Below are 23,349 nucleotides of genomic sequence, written 5' to 3' on the forward strand. Positions count from 1 at the left end.
CGCCATGCCAGCGGCGCAGACGGTCACGACGAGCGTCGTCGAGGGCGGTGCAGGCGGACCGTGCCGCAGGGCCCGATCGACCTAGCCCGCTATCGAATCGCGTGTGTCGAGCACTGCCATATCTGCCGCCACGCGGCCGGCACCCCAGCCGGCGCCGCTGGACACTGCCACCGAGCGAGGCACCGTCGACGGGAAGAGCCGTTCCGTGAGTTCGTCGGTCGCCCGACTGTTAGCAGCCAGCACGGGAAGCAGTCGACCCTCGCGCTTCACCTCTGCGGTGACAGATGCGCTCGCGCTGTCGAGCCTTTCGCCAATGCGTTGGGCGTACGCGACGAGAAACGACTGGCGAAACGACCTGGACCGTGCTTGCACACCGGTGCCGCGTCCGGCCCTGAGCATTGCTCCGTTGGCTTGCACGCGCAGCGACGTGGTGAGCAGCTCGACCAGGTTGAGGTCGGTTTCGCTGCCGATGATGGTGACGAATCCGAGGCGCTCCGCCCACACCGCGCGACAACGGTTGCGTTCGACGCCGCCCACCGCCACATCTGTGGCGGTTGTGTCCTTGCGCCCCCGACGCTGCCTGTGAGCCCGGCGATGTCGGCTCGCCATTTCGGGTGCAGTGTCGCAGCGGCGTACCGCCAAGACTCTCCGACGATGGCCTCGTCGAGGTACCGCACCTCGGCCGGCTTCAGCCGGCGACGGGCGACTTCGTGCAAGTCGGACGGTTGCCAGCCGTGCTCCCACGCCGCTCTGATGGCCTGGTTCATCGCGAGGTCAGCCGCCACGTCTAGCTCACGTGCGAAGCCCCGGTACTCGCCGAGCAGTTCGGTGGCACGACGCGGCAAGTAGTCGGCGGGACACGAAGCGGCCGCGCTCAACGCCACGACGAGGCTTTCAAGCAGCGCCGCGCGGTCCGGGCCGGCATCGAAGCCGGCGTGCTCTTGCTTTGGGGGCGTCCGGCGCCGGTTCTTGTGTTTCGCCGCCCTCTTCTCTCGGTTGCGCCTGCTCATGCGGCGCAGTCTTCCGCAGGGGTCCGACCTTGCTTCAGACGCGCCGAACTGAGCGCGAGCTGGTCAGTCGACGAACTGGTATTGCACGTCGAGTGCACGATATGTGCGCTCCGCCCGACGGTCACGGGTGAGCAGGATGCGCCGATGCGTCGAGGCGGCCTGACCGACGAGCGCGTCATAGACCGACCCGCCGACAATGCCGAGGTCGGCAAGCCGCTCGAACAGATCGCCGGTCGCAGGTGCGTCGAGCCAACACTCGGCCGGGAATGCCTTCGCCAGTACCAGGGCCGCTTGAGTTGCGTTCAGGCGGAGTGGGAGGGGGAGTCGGGTGAGCACCGAATACGTCTCGAACGCCGCGTGGCCCGCGAGGGCGGGTCGACGTTGCACAAGGACTTGGCGGCAGGCCGCGTGGGCTTCGTGGGTCGAATCAAGCGCAGCGACGGCAACGCTGGTGTCGCAGGCCCAAAGGTCATCGTTGGATGTCATCACGAAGCCGGCGCACATCGTCATCGGTCAGCACCGCCCCCTCCACCGGGCCAAGTACCGGAAGACCGTCTCGCGTCTCGATCGGGCGAGCATGCCGCTGGACGGGCTCAATCCGCAGACCAGATCCGTCGGGAATCAGTTCGAGCTGTGTGTCGGGGGTGATTCCCAGCGCCACTCGCAGCGCTTTAGGAATGACTAGCCGTCCTAGTCGGTCCACCGTGACAGTCATGGCACCAGATTACCATTGAATTGGCAAAATGGTCGATGGCAGCCATAGCTCCCATCGGCCAGGATCCAGCTCAACGCAATAATGGCCGGATGGTCGACCGCAACGCGCCCGCTATTCCTGTCATCGCGCTGACGGGCTACCTCGGGGCGGGCAAGACCACACTGCTCAACCATGTGCTGCGGGCGCCGGGCGCGCGAATCGGGGTCATTATCAACGACTTCGGCGAACTCAACGTCGACGCCGGCCTGGTCACGGGCCAAGTCGACGAGCCGGTGTCCATCGCCGGTGGGTGCATCTGTCACCTGCCGGATGAGGGCGGGCTGGACGAGGCGCTGGAGAAGCTGGCCGACCCGAAGCTGGCGCTCGACGCGATCATCATCGAGGCGAGCGGGGTGGCCGAACCCGCGGATGTATCGCGAGTCATTCGGTTCAGCGGGGTGGAGCGGATACGCCACGGCGGTGTCGTCGACGTCATCGACGCGTTGGAGCATTTTGACACCGTCGACACCGGGGCTGCCCCGCCGCAGCGCTACGGCGTGGCGTCCCTGGTGGTGGTCAACAAGCTGGATCGGATCCCCGAGGACACCCGCGACGAGGCCCTTGCTCGCGTTGAAGCCCGGGTGCGCGAACTCAATCCCCACGCTCATGTGGTGGGCGCGGTGGCCGGCCGCGTGGATCCCCGGTTGCTCTATGACGTCGGCGACGGCGGGGAATCCGGGCAGATGTCGTTTCGTGAGCTGCTCCTCGACAGTCACGACGAGCACCACGATCACGTGCACGCGGCCTCGGTCACCGTCGTCGGAGATGGCGCCGTTGACCCGGGACCGCTCATCGACCTGCTGGAGCAGCCACCGCAGGGGGTCTACCGGATCAAGGGCACCGTCGCGATCGGCAAGCGTCACTACCTCTTTAACGTGGTCGGGACGTCGGTCCATGTGGCGACCGCGCCTGCCGGAGCGGGAGCCAGCCACCTCGTCGCGATTGGCACGCACCTCGACACCGCGGACGTTCGGGCACGTCTTGAGGAGGCGCTGCGCCCGGCCCCGGAGAAGGTGGCCGCCGCCGGCATGCGGCGGTTGCAGCGGTTACGGCACTACAGTATTTAGGCGGTGGCCTTGCGGCCAAGCGCTTTTCACACCGATGCGGGTCCGATGAAGTCGACGCCCGCGCGAATCGCGGGGCGATGCCGCAAGATTCGGAAATGTGCCAGCCGGCCGAGGCCCGCCGTCGTCATCAAGCGTGCGCCTGGCCATGACGCGACGACCTTCTCGCTCGTCACGTAAGGAGTGTCGGGGTCATCGGGGTCGTGGATGAGCAGCAGCGGCGGATAGTCGGTGCGCTCAGCGATCCGGACCATATTGGTGTCCTCGAGCGGCATGCCGATACGGCGTTCCAGGCGTCGATGCAGGCCGGCGCGTATCCGTCGGCCGAAGTTGTGGCGCGCCGCGAACAGATCCAGGTAGATCGGGAACTCACCCATCGGCGCGAGGAACACCAACCGGCCGACCGTCGCGCCCCAGGACGCCGCGAATGCGGTCGCGTTAGCACCGAGGGAGTGGGCGACAACCGCGCGGGCCGGCCCATGTGTCCGGATCATGGCGGCAACCGCTTCGGCGCACTCGATGGCCGTGGTGCGACCGGGAGCGAGGACGCCCGGCTCTGACTCGTTATGGCTGGGCAGGTCGAACGCGATGACACGGTGCCCGGATTCGACGAGCGGTTTGATGAACATGCCGAGGTGGGGGCGGCGCCCGCCCCAGCCGTGCACGAGATAGACCGGCGGTCCCTCGCCCCAGGACTCGCCGACGATCCGGTGCCCGTCCCAGTGCGCTTCCAGCGGCTCGCCGGGTGGGACGCCGGGCGGCATGCGCAGGCTGGACTCGAGGACCGGTGGGGTGCACCACAGCTCAAGCGCCCAGCGCGACCCGATGGCGGGCGCGACTCGCTCCAGTAGCCAGAACAGCCGACGCACCCGAGGGGAAACCGGCGGTTGGACACCGGAGCCCTCAACATCGAGAACGATCGGGCTGGGAGAGCCGCCGCCCTCAGAACTGGCTCGATCTTCGCGAGGACGCTGCCGCTCGGACGGGGGTTTCGGTGACTCCGGCACATATCGAGGTTAGCGAGAGAGTATGGTCTACAGCCATTATCGCGTCGGTTAGCCGGTGAAGCCCTCTCCCGCCGTCGAACGGTCGTGGTGGGCACCGCCCGCCATCCCCCTGGAACCGCCCCGCCCGCATGGCACGCGTTGGGATGCATGGGCCCGAGCCCCTACAGCTTGAGCCTCACGCACGGCCAGTATTCCAGGGAAGCCCTTATTCTGTTGAGCGGAAATAAGGTTCAACCGTGCCGCTGAGCTTGACGACCATAGGATTTCCGCGGCGGTCCTTCGCAGTGGGGACTTCGACGCGCACCCAACCCTCGGCCACGTTGTATTCGCACACATTGGTTCGCTCGACGCCGTTGAAGCGAATACCGACGTCACGGCGGAGCACCTCTTCGTCATAGAAGGCGCTCCGCGGATCGACGGAGAGTTGATTCGGTGGAACGTCTGCGCTCTGGTCTTCGGGCATGATGGCTTTCGTCGAATGCTTGGGCTTGATTCTCAAAGAATCTACGCGACTCGGCAGTGGCGGGGAGCGCGCGTAGGTCCTAGAGCTGCGCCAGACGCCGCTCCCGGGCGATGAGAAAGAGTGGAACGGCCACGCTGATATCGACGACGAAACCCAGCAAGACGTATACCCACAGGTACTTGAGGCCGATCCTGCGTGCCTCCACCACCATGCCGACCAGCGCTGCGATGGAGACCAGTGTCAGGTCGATGGTCATGGAGCTGACCGCGTGATTGGCGAAACAGCTGGCGAGGAAGTCGAGCGGGCCTCCGCCGGCCGAGAAGTACGCGGATGTTGTGCGCCCAGGTGGCGATGAGCGCCACCAGCGCGATCACACCGTAAAGGATGCAGAGGTTTCTTCGGGCAGCAGTCATGCCCGTCAGTTATGCGGTCATCGGAGCAATTGTCAATACCTGTGTATCTCACGGGCGGACTCCTGCGCATTCTCCCTGGTGTGTCTCACATCTACTGCACAAGTGCAGTCCCGGTGCAGCCGAACTTGAGAAAGTGCAGGGGGACTGCCCCCGGTTTGGTTGATTCCTGACCTGTGAGGATTCGTCCTTGCTGGAAGGATCAATCTCGTGCCGAAGCCGTTTCCTGCTGAGTTCCGTGCTGACGTGATCGCTGTGGCCCGCAAGGGCGAGGCCCCGTTGCGCCAGATCGCGAAGGATTTCGGGATCTCCGAGGCCTGCCTGCATCGCTGGCTCAAGATCGCCGACCGTGACGAGGGTGTCGACCGGCCCGGGTCTGCGGCCGCCGATGGTGATCTGTCGGCGCAGCTGCGCGAGGCGCACAAGCGGATCAAGCTCCTGGAGCAGGAAGCCGAGGTGATGCGCCGCGCGGTGGGCTACCTTTCCCGGGACGCCAACCCAAAATGATGTACCCGCTGGTTGGCACAACACAACAGATTTCCTCCTGGGCACATGATCTTCAAACCGCCGGACTGGCGCAGGACTTCCTCATAACCGGGTCCAGTAGCGTGCATACGGTTGAAGGCGCGGTGCGCTAATGCCACGCATGGGCTTGATCGCCATCACGGTCGCGCTTCTCGTTGCCCAAGTCCCGACCGCTTGCGGTTTCGACAACGTCACGAAGGTATCGACTCAGGACATTCCCATCGACGACGCGGTGCAGAAGATCAACGGTGCCGCCAAATGGGCATACCTTCCAACATCTCTGGTTCCGTTGGAAGCCACCGCACACCAGACCAACGCGCCTATGGAGACCGACACCAGCATCACACTGGCGTTCAAAGCTCCCCGAGCTGACATCGACAGCTACCTGGCCGCCATGCACGCACGCAGGGACTACACTCTCGTGCGGCCCGTGAATGGCTGTCCCCCGCCGCCGAGCGGACAGACCTTGGTACGGGAACCACCGCCGCCATCACCCGAGATGTGGTCTGTCTCCGGAATCTTCGAACGCTGCGCCGCCCTCGAACAGTGGGAAATGTCCAGCGATGAATGGACTACACGAGGAACAACGGTCGGAACGTTGTACCGTCAGGCGGGCCTTCACCCAAGCGGCACAGAAACCATCAACGTACTTTTGACGCTCAGCGGGCACAACCTGTAGCCCCTCAGCAGCGGTTGCGGTGCACATGGAGAACGGCAAGATGGTCATCGACGGCAGATGACACCGAGCTGAGAATAGGACACGCAGCGTGAGACGCCACAAGGAAACCCTTGTAGGGTTTCAGGCTCCGTGTCATACGGCATTGTCCCGAACTGCGACGATGCAGGTTGTCTCACGTGATGTCACCGCGCTTTGTCTCAAGCTAGTGTCATTTCTTCGGCGGTGCCTCGTCGGCGACCTAACCGGCGCGACCGAGATCATTTACGCCCGCGCGCCGTCTGCCCTTGCTCTGTCCCGTGACGGTGCTGAAATCACGCCATGTCGGATCTATCCGAGCCTCTGGCCGCATCTGCTGGCCGCGGTCAAGTCTTGAGGGGTCGCGTAATTGAAGCCGGCGCTTCGCGTGAGGCTGCATGAAATTCTGCGGGGTCTAGCGTAGGCGGAATGGGTTTGTTCAGTCATGAGGAGTTCCGGGATCCGGCCGGCGGCGTTGGTGGCGGCGATCGGGGTGGGGTTGTCGAGCGAGCTCGGGGTGCTGAGGTGGACCAGTACGAGGCTGATGAACCTGTCGTGGTGGGTCCGGGGTCGCCGCCTGAGGATGGTTCCTGCGGTCAGTTCGCTGTTCAATTTCATGTGTCCACGTCAATGCTGTTCGGGCTGAAACGTATCGCGGATATACGTGGGGTGAGCGTGCCGGAAGTATGCCGGCAGGTAATCGGTGTGTTTGTCGCCCAGCAGGAGGGTGAGCTGGGTGCGTTCCTTACTGCCGAGTCCGAGGCGGCTGACTACCGGCCGAGCTTGGGGCAGGCGTAATCGTCGCTATCGCCGCGTAGGGTCGTACGCTGCGTGTCATATCCCGCTACCCTCACCTCCGGTGATGCAGGTTGTCTCACGTAGTGTCGGGCGGTTTGTCTCGACACGGGTCATTTCTTCGGCTTGTTCAGGTGCCCCCGACGCCTGCCAGCAGCTTTCGGCACGGCGACATCGTACGGATGCTGATTAGGCTGAATCAGTGATTGTGGAACTCAATGGCAGCCAGCGTGGGGGGTGGCTCTACGCCGACGGCACCCCCTATCCGCAGCGGTCACTTCCTCCCAATCTGGTGATCAGGGAGTTTTCTCGGTTTGAGCTTGCAAGTGGCGGCAAACTTCCCGACGGGTGGCAGATCGAGTCGTTCGTTGTTGCTCCGTGGTTCGGCCAGCCTGGCGGTGGCACGGCGTTCCGGCTGCTCGATCAGAACGACCGCACCGGCCCTTTGTTGCGCCTCATCGACGCCGGGTTGGCGAAATCGATACGTCCCGAGGTAGCGTCGCTCCCCGCGCCGCCGGGCCCCATCGCAGCCCCCACCGTCGATCTTGGTGACTACCCTGAGCCGTATCGCCCTGTCGTCCGAGCGTGGTATCAATGGCGGATCATCGCGACCGAGGGTCGGCGGCCGTTTGTTGACGCCGAAAGGTTCCCTTGGCCGGACCTTCCGCTTTTGCTGACCACCAGCGAGAGGCTTTGGGGCGAACAGCGGCCGGAGGTCACCGATGGTGTGCTCACATTCAGTCTCGGCGGTATTGCGTTCGGGTTTTTTCTCAACACCAGCGACAAATGGGTGGTGCAGCAACGTGACCGCAATTCCTGGCACAAGAACTGGGGGTTCCTCCTACTGGAAGACGCCCAGAAGTTCCTGCTGTTTCTGATCGCCGAGGAAGCCCGAACCTTGCGCGGTCTACCGAACATCGGCACCGGGTGGCATCGCGACAAACCAGCTAATGGAATCGAATTCGCTCGATACCCGCAGGATTCCCGCGCGGGTGCGGTGTTCGTGTGCCATGCGGGATCCAAGAGCGAGTATCTGGCATGGATGGATGAGTGGGAGGCGACCCGATTCGCACCGGCTTTCGAGCACGGCTACAACGACCTGCACGCGATCCTCAGCGAAGACATCCCACCCGCGTGGTTCGTCGAAATCGAGTGATCCACCGGAAGGACCGGAAGGAGATGAGAGGCTCCGACACCCACGCGAGCGGAGCCAGCTGGCAGTCCCGCTCGAAAGCAATCTTCCCTGAGCACGGACCATGGATGCGCGGCAGAGTGATGGCCGGTCAGTTGGTACCCGGCGACCGCGTGTGCCCTGTGATAATTGCTGCGATGACCGCAACGCCCTTAACCGACATCCACCTGCCGATGCTGGGGACGACCCAACTGCGCAGCGTCGATGTCGCCGAGTGGATCTACGGCCACGCGATCCCTGCCGACCGCCGGTGGTGGACCCAGGCCTTGGCGGCGCACGGCTTCGCCGACACCCTCATTGGCGACACGATTTGCCGCGCCGACATCTTCGCACTGGCAGATGCCGCACCGTCCGATCCACAAGCGGCGCTGACGTTGCTGTGGAACTCGCTGGCGTGGGGAAGCGGCGACAAGCTCCGCAACAATAGGGCACGTATCGCTTCGATCGCGGCCGACCGCGATGGCGCCGCCGCCGTGCTGCAGCAGGCAGCCGCACTGAGTCGCACCGATCCGCAGGGCGCATACCACCTCCTCTACCCACGCAACCGCACAGCGATCTGCAACCTCGGCCCGGCGTTCTTCACCAAGTACCTGTATTTCGCCGGCGGCGGCGATCCCTGCCACCCGTGCTGCATCCTCGACGAGAACGTGGCCCTAGCGTTACAGAAGACATGCGGCTGGAAGTCGTTGCCGCTCAGAGGATGGCTGGCCTCGGCCTATCAGCGGTACGCAACGCTGCTCGGCCTGTGGGTCGACGAACACAGTCTCGGACGCCCTGATGTCATCGAGCGCTGGCTGTTCGAGGAGGGCAAGCGCGTGCGAAACGACACCGCGTCAAAGCCAGTCCGCTCTATGCGCTATGCCCCCGACGAGAAACAGTTGGTCCCTGAATGACGACACCGTCACCGATTCCCGGCTGGTATCCCGACCCATCGGGTAAGAACTTGCGATACTGGGACGGCACGGCCTGGACCTCGGCGGTGCGGCCGGCAACAGTCTCCCGCGTCTTTGGTTTGCCGGGCCGGCGGTGGGCTCTGATCGCAGTCGTTGTGGTGGCAGTTCTGCTGGGTGGCGGCGTAATCCGTTGGTGGCAGCACCATTCTGTCAAGCAGCAACGGTGGTCTTTGTGGCCGCACACGATGGGCTGTGCCACGGCAGCTCGTCCTGACTTTCCGGCTCCGCTTCCGCTCGCGTCGGTGCGCGCCGAGCAGGTCACGGTCGAGCGGCTCGAAGGGGCGCACGTTGCAGTGTCTGTGAAATTTGCGGCACCGCCGCCCGGGCCGGCACGGCAGGTCCGCTCACCGTACGGCGGCATGATGGATGCGCCGGGAAGCCTACACGTTGAGTTCTTCCTTACTGCCCCGCATCTTGGTTCTCCCACTGCGGATGAGATGAAAAGGAAGGGCATCGTCATCGAGTCTCTCTTCCTTGGCAGCGGTGAGCCGTGGAGGGCATGGCAAAGCAATCTCAGCCCGTCCGGCCAAGACCGTGAGGTACCGGTTTCGGTGACAACGGCGGGCCGGGTCATGCGCATTGAACTTGATCTCGCGGGTCAGGATCGGCTCTTCGCCGATGGGCCCTTCACCCCGACAGTGCTTGTTGACAGCTTTATGAACACACGGCCGACACGCGAAATGAACAACGGGGAGCTGAAATACTTTCAGGATCAGCTGTGTTTGTGGGACACAACCGCCGCTCTCGACGAGCCTATCGAGTCGACGGTGCCCCCGGCCCCGCCCGCCACCACTCCGTCTAGCGCCCCCGGAGCGCCGTGCGGCCCCGACCAGGAAGCCGCCGTGCGACAGGCGCTGTCGCAGCTGGGACCTGAGCCGACGACTACGGCCGCGTGGGATCCGACACCGCTAGAGAGCAACTACGATCCGTGCGCTGATCTTTCTACCGTGTTGATAACGGTGGCCGGCGGCACCGGCAGCTCGCCCATGCAGGCGCTGATGTTTCACCGTGGCGAGTTTCTAGGAACGGGCACGTCGAAGGCCTACTCGTTCACGTCGCTCGACGCCGGTGCATCGACCCCCGACACCGTCGTTCTGCGATACAGGTCGGGGCAAAGCTGCACCGCGTGTAACGACGGGGTGGTGACGACGGTTCGTTACCGCTGGGATGGAGATTCGGTGCAGATGTTGGATTCACCACCGCCTGAAAGCTAGCGCTGACGGTCCGCACACGAGTTGGCTTGACGGTGACCACCGCTGGGAGACTGTCAGTCTCAATTCCGTGTCATATTCCGATACCCCAGGCTGAGGCGATGCGGGTGTTTCACGTGGTGTCATCCCAGCTAGATTCCGTGACGGCCGGGCCCAAGCACTTTATCGAGCCCGTCATAGCATCCCTCAAGAAAGTCCTCGTAGCCATAGTCCTCTTGACCTGAGTTCGAATTCGCTATCCCCAAGTAGTGCATGCACAAGCTGAATCTGTTCAATCCTCCTGCATTCCAAAGCCGCTGTGTGGATACAGGATTCGCTGTGGCACTACCGTAGCCAGCCTTGTAGTCACGCATGTTCTTGAACCCGTGCGTCGAGACTCCGATGATCGCGGTTATACAAAGTCCAACGCAGGCCAGTCCGACAACGAGCCAAGTCACAACGTTCTGCTTTTGCTGCCTTGCGGGTAGCGGTGCCCCAAGTCGACGCTCTGTCCATCGGCTGCCATCCCAATATAAGAACAGACCCGGGTTCTGCGGATCTGGATACCACCCCGGTGCCGTCATCGCTCTCCTTTATGCATCTCGTCTGGCTCGATGTATCGATGCGAGCGTATCCGGCCCTCTGATTGGCGACGGGTTTTCATGGTTCCCGATTCGACAGCCGCTCTAGCCGACGCTGGCCCCCTTAGGAGTCAGCGTGCAACCTGACATATGCGCTATCTGTATGACACGTTCGTGAGACACATGACAACGCCTGACACCACCGAGAAAATGACACGCAGCGCGAGACCCAACAAAAGCGCTGTGGGGTCTCACTCTCGGTGTCATATGGCGGAACTTCGACCTGCGGAGATCCGCCTTGTCTCACGTGGTGTCATCTGGTTTTGTCTCAAAGTCGTGTCATTTCCTCGGCCATGCTCACGATCCACAGTTGGGGCAGAGATATAGCGGGTAACCGGCAGGAACTGGTGGTGTCTTTGTTTCGTCACGTGACCCAGCTAACTGCCTGCATGGAACGTGCGCTGGTTCGGCTCGACGTAAGCCCTACTACCCTAGGTTCGCTGCACCGCCGGGCACGGGGCTCACGACGACGTTGACGGTGGTTGTCCCGGCGTGTGAGGCGATGATCAATTCGGGTGCGTTGGGCGCCGAGATGACCTCGCCGCCAGTAACACTCACTTGGTAGCCGTGGGGATAACCGACGTCCGGAACTGCGATTGTGGTGGTCGAGCCGGCGCCGAAAGCGCCTGAGCCGTCGGCCATCTGGGTGGAGTAGCTGAGATTGAAGATACCGTTGTCGAACGACCAGGAAGTCGGGGTGCCGGCGACCAGCTCTGGATACGGTTGAGCGAGGGTGGCCAGTTTGGTGGCGTCGACGTTGTCGCCGACCGGCGGCTGGTGGGGGTCGTACACCAGTGACTCGATGCTCGTGGGTGACGCGGTGGTGGTGATGTCGTCTTGGCCGGTGTAGTTCCACTCGGTCCAACCGATCAGGTGCTGATTGGCGGCCTTCATCGTCGCGGTGAGGGCGTCGTAGTTGTTGGTGGCCCCGAACTCGGTCAACATCATCGGAATACCGTGCGCCTGTGCGTAGGCATCGGCAGTGCTCATGCTTGCGTCGCACACGGCGAAACTGCTGCAGTAGTCGTGAATCGACAAGACAGTATGCGGAGCGTCCACTGTGCCCAAACCTATTGGCAGCGCGGGTCCGCCGAAGATGTTGTAGGCGATGTTCATGTCTGGACCGAAGAAGATCGGTGTGTTGGGGTTGACGGAACGGATCGCCGAGGCCACTTGGTTGTAGAACGGGGTCAGTTGCTGGCTTTCGAAGAATTGACTGCCGAACAGGGCTTGCGGCAACATTTGCGAGCTGGACGGTGCTGGTTCGTTCATGATCTCGAAGCCGGCGACGTTGGGGTTGCCACTGAAGTAGTGCGCGACGTACTGCCACATCTGGGCGTAGTGGTTCTGTAGCCCGGCTCCGTCCGACGCTGGGGTGTTGGACCAGAACTGGTCCCAGGCCTGCAAGCTGCCGATGAATCCGATTCCCCGCGATAACAAGTCGTCGGGGTCAACGCCGGGCCATCCGCTCGGCGCTGCCCAATCCGGCGCACCCTCGCCACCGAATACGCTGCTGTAAAGATCCTGGTGCATGTCGAGGATGGCGACGATGCCGTGGTCGTGCAGGATTTGTACGGTTTGTGCGATGGAGGCCAGGTAGGCGTCGTCATAGACGCCGGGCTCTGGCTCAACACCGGCCCAGATGACGCCAAGTCGTACCGCGGTGAAACCGTTAGCGGCCAGGAATGCGGCGTCGTCGTCGCTGAAACCACTAGCAGCGGGCTCATATGGCGGCAACTTGTACACCTCGTTGAGCCCGTGCAGGATAACGACTTTCCCGTCGCTGTCGGTGAGCCAGGTTCCGGTGGTTTCGATCGGAGAGGGCGCTGCGCCGGGCGGGCCGCTGGCCAGGGTGCCGTAATCACCGACGGTGCCGTGGTGGCCCAGCCAGCCGGAATTACCGCCGGCCCCGCCCAGCGCCGGCAAGCCGGCTCCACCGTCACCGGCACTGCCACCATCACCGCCGACGCCGAACATCAACCCACCGTTGCCGCCGTCGCCACCATGACCGGCAGCGGTCAGATCACTGGCAGCAGCACCGCCATCACCACCGTGGCCACCGATGCCGAACAGCGAACCGCCGTCCCCACCGGCCCCACCGGCAGCGCCCAGGCCACCATTGCCGCCGTCACCGCCGTCGCCGAACCAGCCCGCAGCGCCACCGTCGCCACCGGCCACACCGGCCTGGGTGCTGTCCCAACCGGCTCCACCGTCACCGAACCACAGTCCACCGTTGCCGCCGTCGGGATGTTCTGCGGTGCCGTCGGCGCCGTCGCCGATCAGAAACTGCCCCGAGATCTGGTTGAGGAAACCGCTGACTTGCTGACCGAGATCACTGGCGATCCAGTCATCGATGGCGGTGTGGACCGGATCGTAGAAGAACTGCTGGAACCATGCGTCAGCAGACAGCGTGTCGGTGAACACCCCGGATGTGGCGGCGGCAGCGGCAGCGTGATCGAGCCCGGCATCCCCGCCGGCCAGATCCCCCACCCCGGTCGAAGCACCACCGAACAGCTCAGCAATCACCTCATCGAACCCGAAATCATCGGCATGAGCAACCGGCGCCCCCACCCCCAACACCACACAAAGCCCAGCGGTCGCGCCGAAACCGAGCGCACGCCCACGACCCCGTGTTCGCTGCCGACCAGTTGGGCATCCCCCGTTGGTTGCACTCATGACTCGCCTACTCTCCGGCAGCACATTCATTGCAGGCATCGGGACCTCTACCCAGTTGTTGTGACCGCGGCGCCAGTGGCGGCGCTGACTGTGACACTGACGGTGTCTGCGCCGCTGTCGGACGCGATGATCAGTACCGGGGCGTTTGCCGGTGAGACGACGTGGCCACCGGTGACGTTGACCTGATAGCCGTCCGGGTATTGGCCGGCGGGAACCGATATTTCCGTCTGTGCGCCGGCGGCGAAGCCTCCCGAGCCGTCAACGCGCTCGGTCGAGTAGCTGAACTGGAAGGTGCCGTTGTCGAACGACCAGGAGTTGGGGGTGCCGGCGACCACCTGGGGGTAAGGCTGAGAGAGCGTGGCCAGGTTGGCGGTATTGACGTTGTCGCCGACTGGTGGCTGGCTGGGGTCATACACCAGCGACTCCGAGCTTGGCGGTGAGGCGTGGGTGGTGATGTCGCCTTGGCTCGTGTATGCCCAGTTCGTCCAGCCGATGAGATTTTCGTCGGCACCATGTATCGGGGCATACAGTTTGGCCTGATCGCTGGTCGCGCCGAACTCGCTCATGAAGACCGGCATGTTGTGCGCCTGCCCGTAATCCATTGCGCCGCCGACGATTGTATCGACACTCGGCAGACAGCCCAGTGGGCCGAGAAGGATCTCGCAGTAGACGTGGAAGGACAACACAGTGTGCTCTGCGTCCACCGGTCCCAGGTTGAGGGGCAGCCCGGCATTGGATAGGAGATTGGGCTCAAAGAAGATTGGCGTGTTGGGGTTGACGGACCGGATCGCCGCGGCGGCCTGGTCGTAGAACGGGGTCAGCTGTTGGGCTTCGAAGAACGGGTTGCCGAAGATGGTCGACCAGAAGGTTGACGCTCCAGGTGACGGCTCGTTCATGATCTCGATGCCGCCCACCCCAGGCTGGTCTTTGAAGTAGTAAGACACGTACTGGAGCATCTGGGCGTAGCTGTTTTGCAGGCCGACGCCGTTGGGTCCGGGAGAGTTGGACCAGAAAGCGTCCCAAGCGTGCTGCGCGGCCGGGTTGAAGAAGATGTTGTACGGGAAGGGCAGATCAGGGTTGGGTGCCCCGCCGTCCTGCACCGCCCACTCCGGAGCGCCTTCACCACCGAACGTGGTGCTGTAGGCGTCTTGGTGCATGTCGAGGATGGCGACGATGCCGTGGTTGTGCAGGATTTGGACGGTTTGTGCGATGGAGGCCAGGTAGGAGTCGTCATAGACGCCGGGCTCGGGCTCAACACCGGCCCAGATGACGCCGAGTCGTACTGCGTTGAAGCCGTTGGCGGCCAGGAATGCGGCGTCGTCATCGCTGAAACCACTAGCAGCGGGCTCATACGGAGCGACCTTGTACGCCGAGTTGACCCCGTGTAACAGGACCACCCGGCCATCGGTGTCGGTGAGCCAGGTTCCGGTGGTTTCGATCGGAGAGGGCGCTGCGCCGGGCGGGCCGCTGGCCAGGATGCCGTAATCACCGACGGTGCCGTGGTGGCCCAGCCAGCCGGAATTACCGCCGGCCCCGCCCAGCGCCGGCAAGCCGGCTCCACCGTCACCGGCACTGCCACCGTCACCGCCGATGCCGAACATCAGCCCACCGTTGCCGCCGTCGCCACCATGACCGGCAGTAGTGAGATCACTGGCAGCAGCACCGCCATCGCCACCGTGGCCGCCGATACCGAACAGCGAACCGCCGGCCCCGCCGGCCCCACCGGCAGCGCCAAGACCACCATCACCGCCGTCGCCGCCGTTGCCGAACCAGCCCGCAGCGCCACCGTCCCCGCCGGCCACACCGGCCTGGGTGCTGCCCCAACCGGCTCCACCGTCACCGAACCACAGTCCACCGTTGCCGCCGTCGGGATGTTCTGCAGTGCCGTCTGCACCGTCACCGATCAGAAACTGCCCCGAGATCTGGTTGAGGAAACCGCTGACTTGCTGACCGAGATCACTGGCTATCCAGTTGTCGACCGCGGTGTGAATCGGGACGTAGACGAACTGCTGGAACCATGCGTCGGCAGACAGCGTGTCGGTCAACACCCCGGAGGTGTCAGCGGCGGCGAAAACATGATCGAGCCCAGCGTCGCCGCCGATGACATCCCCAGCCCCGGCCGAAGCACCGCTGAACAACTCAGAGATCACCTCACCGAACCCGAAATCATCGGCATGAGCAACCGGCGCGCCCACCCCCAACACCGCACACAGCCCAACAGCGCCTATCCCAAGCCAGCGCCTAGATGTTGGGCGCCTACTCAAGGAAGAGAGACGGGCCGTCCGCGACATAAGCGTCCCCTGTGTCCAGGTTTACCTATTACCTAGTAGGTAGTAAGTAGTGGTCGCTGGGGTACGTTAGCCGAATATCGATCCCTCGACAAGAGCACGCAGGTGCGGAAACGGCAGATGCACAGCGAAACGCCGACCTACCGTCGGGATCGGGCACGATTGCCGGCGGCCGAAAGGCGGCTCCAGATCATCGAGGTGGCGACCGAATTGATCGCCGACCGGGGCTTTTGGGGGTTGTCGATTCAAGATGTGGCCGATCGGTGCGGGCTGACCGTGCCGGGCGTGCTGCACCACGTCAGCTCCAAAGACGGGCTGCTGATCGCGGTTCTAGAACACCGCGATGCCGAAGACACGCGGATGCTCGCTGCCGCCTTGGCGAACGACGACGAGCTGATCCTCGAATCCGTAGGGCCGGTTCACAATCCGGTGCCCAGGCTAAGGCGGGTGTGCTCCGCGGTCGTTCGCCACGCCGCAACCCAGCCCGAGATTGTGCGGCTCTTCGCTGTGCTAGAAGCTGAATCGCTTGCGCCGAATCATCCCGCACACGATTACTTTCAGGAGCGCCAAGCAAAAGTCCTGTCGGTGTTTGCCGAGATGGCCGCAGGGCTGACCGACCACCCAGAAACCCTTGCCCGCCAGGTGATGGCACTCATGGACGGGTTACAAATGCAGTGGCTACGCACTCCCGACAGCATCGACCTGGTGAACGAGTGGGAGACCGTCTCGGAAGTGCTGTTTTCGTCGCGGCTCCCTCAATAGTCTTCAGGTCTTCCTGACACGGCAGCTGCGGCCCTGGTACCTGTTGTCCGGACCCCGCACGAGTGCCCCGCCAACCACCACTGGGTGGTTTCCACGGAGCACCAAGCTCGTGCCCTTACAGCGGCCGATGCTTGCGATGCTGACCACCTTGTCCCAGTAGATATCGTCGGTCGCGAAATCGTGGAGGAGCGGGCTCGCCAAGACGTTCGATAAGCGACGGAGCCGCTCTCGACCGGGACAATGCGTCCACATACGCGGGCCGTCAAATCTTGTGTTTGTCGCCAGAGCGAAGTCCTCGTCGGACCAGTTGCGTTCTGCCATTAGTGTTTTCACGTGACGCCACACCTCGACGGGGATGGTGTCGTTGCCCGGTCGCCTTGCCCGGCCTGCCAGTTCGGCGACAACCTGCTTTGCCGCATCGCCACGCGCGCCGTGAACACCGACTTGGGTGAGGAACTTGACTTGATTCACCGCTCGATCGATCGAAAGGAACCAGCAGTCACGGTAACCAGCCTTGCTGGTCCGCGTGACCCTCGCTTGCACGCCGACCCTGAGGAGCAAGTTCACCACTCCATCGATGAGCTGGCGGCTGGTCGAGGCATAGTAGACCCTGGCTTGCGCCGTCTTACCGTCCCAACGCACCGAGCCATCGGTTGCCCACAGATGCCGCAAGAACAAGCTCACTTGCTCGGTCGATAGTGCGAAAACTGCATCCGGGATGTACTTCTCGTAGCTTCGGAGCCCGAATAGGCCGAGCCGATCTAGCCATTCCGCGATGGGATTGCGTTTGCCATGCGTCAATCGGTACGGCGCGGGTAGACGTAGCGTAGTAACCCGCGCAGCTGCGTAGTCATCACGAATCGGTGTCACACCGAAGTGGGCCGCGGCTAAGGTCACCGCCGCAAGGTTCGCCTCGTCGACGGACGCATAGCGGATCGGTTGACGCCGCACGCACGATCCGTCACCGATCATATGCGCCAACATGATTACCTCAGAGTCATCCATCGGCAGCGGGCTGGAGGGGGTACGCAATCGTCGCAAGACACCAAGGCGGCTCCCCTTTTACCAGCTCCGACACTGGCGACCAGCTATCGAACTTGAGGAGCTGCTGGTCCGAGGCGAGGTCTAGCTGGCGACCGGAGGCGAGCTTAAGCCGGTACACGTCGCGGCTCTTCGTATCGACATGACCCGCAACTTTCCGGCGGATCAAACGCCTTCGGCCGTCTACCGACCACAACAGCGGTATGGCGCCAATGCGCGCCAATTCAGAGAGCGAAATCTCAGAACCATTGTCCGCCCGGAGGACACAGGCATGCGATATCTCAGACGCAGCGTCTCGCGCGCACAGTGCCGTGCACCGACCGTTATCCGCTGTCATGACACCAAATTATCGGTGTCCACCGACATCAAGAGAAGGAACAATGACCGGCGCGAGCCGGGCATAACGACTGTAGGTTCTCACCCACGTTGCGTGTCACACATTCGTGAGACATATGACAAGGACATGGCACCACCGCTGAGAATATGACACACAGCGTGAGACCCTACAAAAACTCGACCCCGTCAGTGCGCCATATTCGTAAACCGCGACAAGTGCAGCTGGTGGGCCACCGTCACCGTCTTCGTCGGCCCATTACGGTGCTTGGCCAGAATCAGATCCGCTTCCCCGCCGCGCGGATCGTCACGCTCAAAAGCATCCGGCCGGTGCAAAAGTATAACCATGTCCGCATCTTGCTCCAAACTTCCACTTTCGCGGAGATCTGCGAGCATCGGCTTCTTGTCGGTGCGCTGCTCGGGACCACGGTTGAGCTGGCTCAGCGCGATCACCGGCACCTCGAGCTCCTTGGCCAGTAGCTTGAGGTTCCGGGAGAACTCCGACACCTCCTGCTGGCGCGACTCGACTTTCTTGCCGGAGGTCATCAGCTGCATGTAGTCGACCGCCACCAGTCGCAGATCCGCCTTCTGCTTGAGCCGGCGGGCCTTGGCGCGGATCTCCATCATGGTCAGGTTCGGCGAATCATCGATGTAGAGCGGCGCCTCGCTGATCTCACTCATCCGCCGCGCCAACCGGGTCCAGTCGTCGTCTGTCATCCGTCCCGAGCGCATGTCGCCGAGTTTGATCTTGGCTTCAGCGGAGAGCAGTCGCATGACGATCTCGGACTTGCTCATTTCCAGCGAAAAGATGACGCTGGCCATCCGGTTCTTGATCGAGCACGACCGCATAAAGTCAAGTGCCAGTGTGGATTTCCCCATACCGGGCCGCGCCGCGATGATGATCATCTGTCCCGGGTGCAGCCCGTTGGTCACCTCGTCCAGATCGGTGAAGCCGGTCGGCACACCTCGCGCGATACCGCCGTGCGAGGCGATCGCGTCGATCTCGTCCATGGTGGGCTGCAGCAGGTCTTCCAGCGGGACGAAGTCCTCGGAGCTCCGCCGCTCGGCGACCTCGTAGATCTCGGCCTGGGCGCGGTCGACGATCTCGGCCACATCGGCGCCCTCAGCGCCCGCGTAGCCGTACTGCACCACCCGGGTGCCGGCCTCCACCAGCCGGCGCAGGATGGCCTTCTCCGCGACGATCGTGGCGTAGTAGCCGGCGTTGGCCGCCGTGGGCACCGTGGAGATCAGCGTGTGCAGGTACGGGGCGCCGCCCACCCGGCGCAGCAGGCCGCGACGGTCGAGCTCGGCGGCCACCGTAACCGCGTCAGCAGGCTCACCGCGCCCGTAGAGGTCCAGGATCGCGTCGTAGATGTTCTGGTGCACCGGGCGGTAGAAGTCGGCGGGCCGCAACCGCTCCAGCACGTCGGCGATCGCGTCCTTGCTCAGCAGCATGCCTCCGAGCACCGACTGCTCCGCGGCGAGATCCTGGGGCGGCTGGCGGCCGACGTCCTCGCGTGGTGGCTCTTCGAGCTCAGAGTGACCACGGTCGTCGACTACTGCCATGCGCCCCTCCTCCTCCACTGGCACGATCGAACGTCTATTCGGCGTTAATGGCCCGAACATATCCGTTGGCTCCGACACTCCCCGTTGTGTCGTGCCGCGTTGACGGTAGGCGTTGCTGGCGGCCGTACAAAACGAGCCTGTTCACAAAGCTGTGGATCAAGTGTGCACACCGGTCCCCCATTTGTTTGGGACGGTGGGGAAGACTTGTGGATTGTTCTTCTAACCGGGGTTATCCCCGCAGGTAAAGGCCATAGCGAAGGGTGTTTTGATTGTGGAAGACAATCTCTTCGGCGTGTCGTCGCAGGTTGCCATCTTGGGCGTGTTGCTTTGCAAGCAGGTAGACGCGATTCCACAACAAGGTAAACGGCCCCGCACTCACAGACAGCTCAAAAGTTAGCCAGAACTCACCGGACCGAACCCGATCCACACACAGCAAGGCCCCGGCGGCGCCGATCAGGGCGCCGCCGGGGCTGCTGAGGTACGTGCTTAGTTTGCCGCAGCGACGTCGAGGGTGACGTCGACGTTCACCTCGGGGTGCAGGTGCACCGACACCGGGTGGTTGCCGACCGCCTTGATGTGGGCCTTGGGCAGCCGCACGATCCGCCGGTCGAGGTTGGGCCCACCGGCCTTCTTGATGGCGGCGACCACGTCAGCGGCGGTCACCGAGCCGAACAGCTTGCCCGAGTCGCCCGAGGTCTTCACCGGCAACGTGACCGTGCCCAGCGCCTGCAGAGCTTCCTTGAGCTCCTTGGCGTGGTCCAGGTCGCGCACCTGCTTGGTCTCGCGGGCCCGACGGATGTCGTCGGCCTGCTTCTGCGCGCCGCGCGTGGCGACGATGGCCAGCCCCCGCGGGAGCAGGTAGTTGCGGCCGTATCCGTCCTTGACCTCGACGGTGTCTCCGGCCGCTCCGAGGTGGTCCACCTCGGCGGTCAAAATGAGCTTCATCGTTTCGTACTTTCTGGAGATCGAATGGTCGGCTAGCGCGCCGACGAGGTGAAGGGCAGCAACGCGACCTCGCGAGCGTTCTTCACCGCGAGCGCGACGTCGCGCTGGTGCTGAACGCAGTTGCCGGTCACACGACGGGCGCGGATCTTGCCCCGCTCACTAATGTAGGTGCGCAGCAGCGAGGTGTCCTTGTAGTCGATCACCTGCTTCTTGTTGGAGCAGAATGCGCACTTGCGAGCCTTGATCGGCTTCTCAGGAGCCGGACGCCGCTTGTTGGATTTGGCCATCTACCTATCTCTTTCGTGCTGTGGTTCGGTTGTCTAAAAGGGCGGCTCGTCGTCGGCGCCCCCGAAGGAGCCGGACGCCGGAGCACTGCCCCACGGGTCTTCCGCGGGCGGGCCGGACGGACCGGCCGAGGCCGGCGCGCCGCCGCCTCCGCCGAAGCCGCCTCCGCCGCCGCCACGGCTGACCTTGTTGATCTTGGCGGTCGCATACCGCAACGAGGGGCCGACCTCGTCGACCTCTACCTCGTAGACGGTGCGCTTCTCGCCCTCGCGGGTCTCGAAGGACCGCTGCCTCAGCCGCCCGGTGACGATCACCCGCGATCCGCGGGTGAGGCTCTCGGCAACATTCTCGGCGGCCTCGCGCCAGATGTTGCACCGCAGGAACAGCGCGTCGCCGTCCTTCCACTCACCGCTCTGCCGGTCGAAGACCCGCGGAGTGGACGCCACCGTGAAGTTGGCGACCGCCGCCCCCGAGGGGGTAAACCGCAGATCAGGGTCCGCGGTCAGGTTTCCGACGACGGTGATCGTGGTGTCACCTACAGCCACGGGGCCCTCCTAGGATCGGTGTCAGCGCTGGATGCTGCATTCGCAGCATGAGCCTACGCAACGGCTGCGACAGCCGCCTACGACTTGTCGGTGCGCATCACCTTGGTGCGAAGCACCGACTCGTTCAGGCTGAGCTGACGGTCGAGTTCGGACACGGTGGCCGGAGCGGCCTTGACGTCGATGACCGCGTAGATGCCTTCGGCATGCTTGGCGATCTCGTAAGCCAGGCGGCGCTTGCCCCAGATGTCGACCTTGTCGACCGTTCCGCCGTCCTTGCGAATGACGTTCAGGAACGTCTCCAGGGACGGGGCGACGGTGCGCTCGTCGAGAGTGGGGTCAAGGATGACCATGATTTCGTATGGACGCATGGGAACCTCATCACCTCCTATGGTCGTAGTGCGGCCGTGGAGGTGTCCACGGCAGGAGGGTCGCCTGCGTCGGCAACCGGGTCAGGTTACCGGAGGCTGGGCTTCCTCACGAAATCGGCCGCCTCGGGCTGGACCGCAACCAGGTTCATGCGGCGGTCCCAGCTTCGCCTCTCCTCCGTCGAGCCTCGCTGAACCGCCGGGCCGGCAGCCACGGTGGTGGCGCATCCGGTGCCCGATCGAACACCCCGCCGGCCGGGTCGTCGGCCCACCCGTGGGCGCGCACCAGATCTTCCTGCGGGCGGTAGATCTGCCGAACCACCAGCGCGCACAGCACCAACACCACCAGATCCCGCACCAGCACCGTGGTGGTGAACCACTGCTCGGGCAGGCTGCGGTCGGCAACGCTGTAGAGGTAGTACATCCGCGGCACCCAGACCAGCGCGTCGACGGTCATCCACACCAGCAGCAGCCGGCGGTGCGGCAGGGCCAACACCGCCAGCGGCACCAGCCACAGCGAGAACTGCGGACTCCACACCTTGTTCGTCAGCAGGAACGCCGCAACCACCAGGAACGCCAACTGCGCGACCCGCGGCCGCCGCGGCGCGGTCAGCGCGACATAGCCGATCCCGGCGCAGCACAGCGCGAACAGTGCGGCCACGACGCTGTTGAGCACCGTCGGCGGCTGCCACATCCCCAGGTCGCCGTCGAAGCCCGACCAGCCGGTCAACGACCTCACCACGTTGTAGAGCGAATCCATGTCGTCGCCGCGGCGGGAGTTGAGTCGGAAGAACTCGCTCCAGCCACGCGGTGCGTACAGCAGGACCGGCAGGTTTACCACCAGCCAGCTCACTGCGGTGGCCACCGCGGTGCGTTTGACCTCCCGCAGCCGGCCGGTGCGCAGCCCCAGCGCCAGCAGCGGGAACAGCAGCAGCACCGGGTACAGCTTGGCGGCGGTGCCCAGACCGAGCAGCACCCCGGCCGCCGTCGGCCGGCGCCGCGCCCAGGCCAACAGACCCGCCCCGGCGAACGCGGTGGCCAACGCGTCGAAGTTGGTGAAGATCTGGAAGATCACCAGCGGCGAAGCCGCCACCAGCGCCGCGTCCCAGATGCGCCGGCCGGCCAGCCCGGCGGTGGACCAGACCGTCGCCAGCCAGGCCAGCGCCAGACCGAGCGCGACGATGTCAAAGAACACCACCACCTCGGCGACCCCACTCAACGCCGGGATCTTCACCACCTTGGTGATCGCCGTGTACGTCTTCGCCAGGGCCATCGCCGAGTACTGGTACAGGCCGGTCAGCACCGGATATTCCATGTAGCGCACGGCGGGCAGTCCGTCGTAGCGGGTCTGTTCCTTGCCCGACGAGTCCTTCTCCACCCAGCTGGACTTGTAGGGGAACTTGCCCTGATCCAGTAGCTCCGCGGTGTAGAGCGGTACCACGTCGGAGTAGCACAGCTGGAAGTACGCGCGCTCGTTGTCCCAGTTGGCCACCCGCTGGTCGGGGCTTCCGCTGCCGGTGCTCTGCAGGCAGGCCGACTTGGTGGTCCAGCCCAGGGCCAAGAACAGCACGGCGATCAGGAACATCACCCGCAGCGGCGTCATGAACCGGGTACGCCCGATCAGCGCATGGCGGCCGACCGGCCCGCCGATGGTGTTCGACAGCGCATGACCGACGACGTCGGTGCGGCTGGGCAGGTCGCGGTCGTCGGCGCTGCGCAGGTCCGCCGCCAGCCGGCGGGGTGAGCGCATAGGGCGTTCGGTTGTCTCCTCCGTCACGGCAGAGCCTCCGGCGCCGGCGGCGGGGGCTCTGCCGTGACGGAGGAGACAACCGAACGCCCTATGCG

Annotated in this window: 23 protein-coding genes and 2 pseudogenes; 9 read left to right on the forward strand and 16 right to left on the reverse strand. The window is 64.1% G+C overall.

Translation table 11 applies throughout. From position 1 onward, the window contains the following. Positions 1–81 precede the first annotated feature (81 nt). From ABW16_RS27180 to ABW16_RS24345, 3 genes are all read right to left on the reverse strand, one after another. Complete coding sequence (locus tag ABW16_RS27180) at positions 82–537, reverse strand: hypothetical protein (RefSeq protein ID WP_233424740.1); 456 nt, start codon at positions 535–537, stop codon at positions 82–84. Between the two features lie 536 nt (positions 538–1,073). Further along, positions 1,074–1,520, reverse strand: a complete 447-nt coding sequence (locus ABW16_RS11080; protein ID WP_233424741.1) for a type II toxin-antitoxin system VapC family toxin — start codon at positions 1,518–1,520, stop codon at positions 1,074–1,076. After that, a complete protein-coding gene (locus tag ABW16_RS24345; protein WP_082134059.1) occupies positions 1,480–1,725 on the reverse strand; it encodes an AbrB/MazE/SpoVT family DNA-binding domain-containing protein in 246 nt (81 codons plus the stop codon). The genes ABW16_RS11080 and ABW16_RS24345 overlap by 41 nt, the downstream gene beginning before the upstream one ends. Before the next feature lie 89 nt (positions 1,726–1,814). Between ABW16_RS24345 and ABW16_RS11085 the strand changes: the two genes are divergently transcribed. Continuing rightward, positions 1,815–2,831 (forward strand): CobW family GTP-binding protein, encoded by a 1,017-nt coding sequence (locus tag ABW16_RS11085; protein ID WP_047319211.1) that lies wholly within the window; start codon positions 1,815–1,817, stop codon positions 2,829–2,831. Between the two features lie 26 nt (positions 2,832–2,857). Here the strand turns inward: ABW16_RS11085 and ABW16_RS11090 are convergent, their stop codons facing one another. The 3 genes from ABW16_RS11090 to ABW16_RS11100 form a co-directional block, all read right to left on the reverse strand. Continuing rightward, positions 2,858–3,748, reverse strand: a complete 891-nt coding sequence (locus ABW16_RS11090; protein ID WP_047319256.1) for an alpha/beta fold hydrolase — start codon at positions 3,746–3,748, stop codon at positions 2,858–2,860. A gap of 292 nt (positions 3,749–4,040) precedes the next feature. Then, positions 4,041–4,298 carry a DUF3297 family protein gene (locus ABW16_RS11095; protein WP_047319212.1) on the reverse strand — a complete coding sequence of 86 codons (258 nt, stop codon included), beginning with the start codon at positions 4,296–4,298 and terminating at the stop codon, positions 4,041–4,043. Positions 4,299–4,377: 79 nt separating this feature from the next. After that, positions 4,378–4,554 carry a DUF2834 domain-containing protein gene (locus tag ABW16_RS11100; RefSeq protein ID WP_233424742.1) on the reverse strand — a complete coding sequence of 59 codons (177 nt, stop codon included), beginning with the start codon at positions 4,552–4,554 and terminating at the stop codon, positions 4,378–4,380. Positions 4,555–4,918: 364 nt separating this feature from the next. Here ABW16_RS11100 and ABW16_RS11105 point away from each other — a divergent pair. The 7 genes and pseudogenes from ABW16_RS11105 to ABW16_RS23870 all read left to right on the forward strand — a co-directional run. Continuing rightward, positions 4,919–5,229 (forward strand): annotated as a pseudogene (locus ABW16_RS11105) (transposase); the annotation flags it as partial. Positions 5,230–5,354: 125 nt separating this feature from the next. Further along, positions 5,355–5,912 (forward strand): hypothetical protein, encoded by a 558-nt coding sequence (locus ABW16_RS11110; protein ID WP_047319214.1) that lies wholly within the window; start codon positions 5,355–5,357, stop codon positions 5,910–5,912. Positions 5,913–6,356: 444 nt separating this feature from the next. Further along, the gene (locus ABW16_RS11115) at positions 6,357–6,725 is read left to right on the forward strand and encodes a hypothetical protein (RefSeq protein ID WP_047319215.1); all 369 of its coding nucleotides are present in this window, start codon (positions 6,357–6,359) and stop codon (positions 6,723–6,725) included. Between the two features lie 199 nt (positions 6,726–6,924). Continuing rightward, positions 6,925–7,878 carry a TNT domain-containing protein gene (locus ABW16_RS11120; protein WP_082134060.1) on the forward strand — a complete coding sequence of 318 codons (954 nt, stop codon included), beginning with the start codon at positions 6,925–6,927 and terminating at the stop codon, positions 7,876–7,878. A gap of 173 nt (positions 7,879–8,051) precedes the next feature. Next, the gene (locus ABW16_RS11125) at positions 8,052–8,807 is read left to right on the forward strand and encodes an 8-oxoguanine DNA glycosylase OGG fold protein (protein WP_109519561.1); all 756 of its coding nucleotides are present in this window, start codon (positions 8,052–8,054) and stop codon (positions 8,805–8,807) included. Then, positions 8,804–8,896, forward strand: a pseudogene (locus tag ABW16_RS28105) (DUF2510 domain-containing protein); the annotation flags it as partial. The gene ABW16_RS11125 and the pseudogene ABW16_RS28105, both read left to right, overlap by 4 nt. Before the next feature lie 213 nt (positions 8,897–9,109). Next, the gene (locus ABW16_RS23870) at positions 9,110–10,081 is read left to right on the forward strand and encodes an LppP/LprE family lipoprotein (RefSeq protein ID WP_233424743.1); all 972 of its coding nucleotides are present in this window, start codon (positions 9,110–9,112) and stop codon (positions 10,079–10,081) included. A gap of 128 nt (positions 10,082–10,209) precedes the next feature. Here ABW16_RS23870 and ABW16_RS28110 read toward each other — a convergent pair whose 3' ends face one another. The 3 genes from ABW16_RS28110 to ABW16_RS23875 form a co-directional block, all read right to left on the reverse strand. Continuing rightward, positions 10,210–10,641, reverse strand: coding sequence for a DUF2510 domain-containing protein (locus tag ABW16_RS28110; protein ID WP_082134062.1), 432 nt, complete (start codon positions 10,639–10,641; stop codon positions 10,210–10,212). 483 nt (positions 10,642–11,124) lie between these two features. Continuing rightward, positions 11,125–13,269 (reverse strand): cellulase family glycosylhydrolase, encoded by a 2,145-nt coding sequence (locus ABW16_RS27740; RefSeq protein ID WP_268768025.1) that lies wholly within the window; start codon positions 13,267–13,269, stop codon positions 11,125–11,127. Positions 13,270–13,421: 152 nt separating this feature from the next. Beyond that, positions 13,422–15,569 (reverse strand): cellulase family glycosylhydrolase, encoded by a 2,148-nt coding sequence (locus ABW16_RS23875; protein WP_109519562.1) that lies wholly within the window; start codon positions 15,567–15,569, stop codon positions 13,422–13,424. Between the two features lie 213 nt (positions 15,570–15,782). Between ABW16_RS23875 and ABW16_RS11145 the strand changes: the two genes are divergently transcribed. Further along, positions 15,783–16,424: a TetR/AcrR family transcriptional regulator gene (locus tag ABW16_RS11145; protein WP_052956856.1), complete on the forward strand. Its 642-nt coding sequence runs from the start codon at positions 15,783–15,785 to the stop codon at positions 16,422–16,424. 3 nt (positions 16,425–16,427) lie between these two features. Here ABW16_RS11145 and ABW16_RS11150 read toward each other — a convergent pair whose 3' ends face one another. The 7 genes from ABW16_RS11150 to ABW16_RS11180 all read right to left on the reverse strand — a co-directional run bounded on the left by ABW16_RS11150 (position 16,428) and on the right by ABW16_RS11180 (position 23,254). Further along, complete coding sequence (locus ABW16_RS11150; protein ID WP_052956855.1) at positions 16,428–17,429, reverse strand: LAGLIDADG family homing endonuclease; 1,002 nt, start codon at positions 17,427–17,429, stop codon at positions 16,428–16,430. Positions 17,430–17,987: 558 nt separating this feature from the next. Beyond that, entirely contained in the window at positions 17,988–19,364 is a 1,377-nt protein-coding gene (dnaB, locus tag ABW16_RS11155; RefSeq protein ID WP_024442717.1) for a replicative DNA helicase, read from the reverse strand. A gap of 486 nt (positions 19,365–19,850) precedes the next feature. Continuing rightward, positions 19,851–20,309 carry a 50S ribosomal protein L9 gene (rplI, locus tag ABW16_RS11160; protein ID WP_047319218.1) on the reverse strand — a complete coding sequence of 153 codons (459 nt, stop codon included), beginning with the start codon at positions 20,307–20,309 and terminating at the stop codon, positions 19,851–19,853. Between the two features lie 32 nt (positions 20,310–20,341). Continuing rightward, positions 20,342–20,596, reverse strand: coding sequence for a 30S ribosomal protein S18 (gene rpsR, locus ABW16_RS11165; protein WP_024442719.1), 255 nt, complete (start codon positions 20,594–20,596; stop codon positions 20,342–20,344). A 33-nt stretch (positions 20,597–20,629) separates the two neighbouring features. Next, positions 20,630–21,139: a single-stranded DNA-binding protein gene (locus ABW16_RS11170; protein WP_047319219.1), complete on the reverse strand. Its 510-nt coding sequence runs from the start codon at positions 21,137–21,139 to the stop codon at positions 20,630–20,632. A gap of 77 nt (positions 21,140–21,216) precedes the next feature. Next, the gene (gene rpsF, locus ABW16_RS11175; RefSeq protein WP_047319220.1) at positions 21,217–21,507 is read right to left on the reverse strand and encodes a 30S ribosomal protein S6; all 291 of its coding nucleotides are present in this window, start codon (positions 21,505–21,507) and stop codon (positions 21,217–21,219) included. A gap of 145 nt (positions 21,508–21,652) precedes the next feature. After that, positions 21,653–23,254, reverse strand: coding sequence for a glycosyltransferase family 87 protein (locus ABW16_RS11180; protein ID WP_047319221.1), 1,602 nt, complete (start codon positions 23,252–23,254; stop codon positions 21,653–21,655). Positions 23,255–23,349 lie beyond the last annotated feature (95 nt).

Origin of the sequence: Mycolicibacter heraklionensis, from assembly GCF_001021505.1 — a bacterium.
In the GTDB taxonomy this organism is placed as follows: Bacteria; Actinomycetota; Actinomycetes; order Mycobacteriales; family Mycobacteriaceae; genus Mycobacterium; species Mycobacterium heraklionense.